The 2,050-nt window shown below is 34.0% G+C and carries 1 protein-coding gene and 2 pseudogenes; 2 read left to right on the top strand and 1 reads right to left on the bottom strand.

The window, feature by feature from the left end; genetic code table 11:
• Positions 1–445: 445 nt before the first annotated feature.
• A complete protein-coding gene (locus tag AWH49_RS17845; protein ID WP_063966823.1) occupies positions 446–1,273 on the bottom strand; it encodes a phosphatase PAP2 family protein in 828 nt (275 codons plus the stop codon).
• Positions 1,274–1,475: 202 nt separating this feature from the next.
• Here AWH49_RS17845 and AWH49_RS21075 point away from each other — a divergent pair.
• Positions 1,476–1,634: pseudogene (locus AWH49_RS21075) on the top strand (sensor histidine kinase); the annotation flags it as partial.
• A gap of 28 nt (positions 1,635–1,662) precedes the next feature.
• Positions 1,663–1,977, top strand: a pseudogene (locus tag AWH49_RS19635) (GNAT family N-acetyltransferase); the annotation flags it as partial.
• Between the last annotated feature and the right edge of the window lie 73 nt (positions 1,978–2,050).

The following is a 2,050-nucleotide window of genomic DNA, read 5'->3' as shown; positions in this document are numbered from 1 at the left end:
TTCGGGTGCTCCCTTTAAATGTAAGTGTTTTGCAGTGCTCTCAAATTTAGAACGGGGTTATGCTTGTTTTAGGTTTTAAAATTAAATAACTTTATTGTCTTTTTACACAAGGTTTCCCCCATTTTCGCAATCGCAAAACTGCGCAGTTTTGCGCAGATAAATGAAAAGGGCACTATCCTTAGTGAATAGGATAATGCCTGTATAAAATAGGGGAACATCCTCCATCCCAAGCGTAAGTAAGTTGCTTTTTGTTTTTGAATCAATCGCTTTATTGATTCCTACTCGATTCGAAATTTGTTAATCAAGTATCTTGATTAAGCCAAATATCACAAAGACTCGACTTAGCCAATTCTTTTAATTGATTAGTTGAAACAAATTCAATATTTGATAACAATAACCCTCCTTGATAAAACAAGGAAGGTTATTGTTATACTGCTTTTATATATTAATGTCTTGATGATCCTTGTTTAACTTCTTTATATTGTAATGGAGCATTGTCATCCTTCAAACTTTCAATAACATCTGTTGTTACCGCCTTTGCTAATTTTTTGGAAGCTTCATTATCACTTCTAAAATGAACACCCATTTTCATTCTAGAGTTCGCTACATCGGTCGCTATTTTTTCTAAATGTTCTTTTTCGTGAGGGAAAAAATAGGATAGGATATTAGCTGCTGACCAGGCTGTTGTCGTATGTCCTGCTGGATAAGAAGGATGAGCTGGTACCTTCATCCCTTCAGGTAATGTAATAGAAGGGTCTAAATCGGTTGGTCTTGGGCGCAAGTATTCGTATTTCCCTTCAAATGTCGCTGTAAGACCTGTATAAATAGCTCCTGAAACGATAGCATGGACTCGTGCTGCTTCTGGTCCAGTTAAACCGTATTTCTGAACTAGTTCTTCAGTAATTTCAAACCAAAGAGTGTTTGGACTTGCTGTATTTTGCCAACGACGGATAAATTCCTCGTCTTCCTTTGTACGATTTTTTGTCAGCTCTTTCAATTCTTCTACTTCACTTTTTGTAACGGATGAATCGTTTGCAGGCGGGATATCAACCTTATAAGACTTTCCATCCTTAAGCTCAAGCCCCTTCCAGTCACCTGCTTTTGGTGATACAGGATTTTCATGTGTCCAGCCCATTCCTTTATTGATTGAGGGTTCTTTTTGCTGCCCTGTTTCTGTATTTTTTGTTTGTTCTGAACTACACGCTGATAACATGAAAAGCATTAAGATGGTAAAGGAAGTTATTAAATATAACTTTATCTTTTTTTGTTCCATAATATTCTCTCCTCGTATATTAATAGTAAGAGATTTTACTATTAATATGACATTTGATGTTACTTCATATGATAATATTTATAAAGTCAGATACAACCATCCTCTTTGTCGTTTTTTTAACCATCCACTTTTTGATTTCCACATTATTAACTGCGTTTACAAGCTTGTTTATCGAGTTGTTAAATTTTACCTTTAATATCATATTTTTGACCGTTTTTATAAAGCAGACCAAACTAGAACTGGAAAAGGTACAGGCCTAGGTTTACCGATTGCAAAAAGCTTAATGGAAAAAATGAACGGGAGCCTTACTGCTGAGTTAATGGAAAACCAATTATTTATGAAGTTAGAATGGGAAATTTAGTTTGATTTATTGGTTTTATGTGTTTTAAGGAAAAGCATTTGGATGGGTAAGCTTTCAATCTTTTTATGGAAGACCTGCTTATAATAGAACTGCTGAGATAAGTATTTATCTTCATCAAGATATTAGAGGTAAGGGTATTGGCAAATTTATTATAAAGAAGGCAATAGAAACTTGTCCTAAACTTCAAATTAATACCTTACTTGGATTTATATTCGGACACAATGAACCTAGTCTTCGTCTATTTTCTAGTTTTAATTTCGAAAAATGGGGACATTTACCGAATGTTGCAGAATTAGATGGCATTGAGAGAGATCTAATCATTCTTGGTAAAAAGATTTCTTGATATCTTTTATATGATAAAAGCGTAATTTATTAAACTCCCATGAAAATTAAAATCTCCGATTTAGAGAAAAAGG

This window comes from Domibacillus aminovorans, from assembly GCF_001643235.1.
Classification (GTDB): domain Bacteria; phylum Bacillota; class Bacilli; order Bacillales; family Domibacillaceae; genus Domibacillus; species Domibacillus aminovorans.
The sequence above is the reverse complement of the archived record's forward strand: the minus strand, read 5'-3'. Positions and strand labels throughout refer to the sequence as shown.

What these genes read in the sequence shown, in the direction of transcription:
- AWH49_RS17845 (WP_063966823.1), bottom strand. Translation starts at nt 1,273, where the DNA reads ATGGAACAAAAAAAGATAAAGTTATATTTAATAACTTCCTTTACCATC.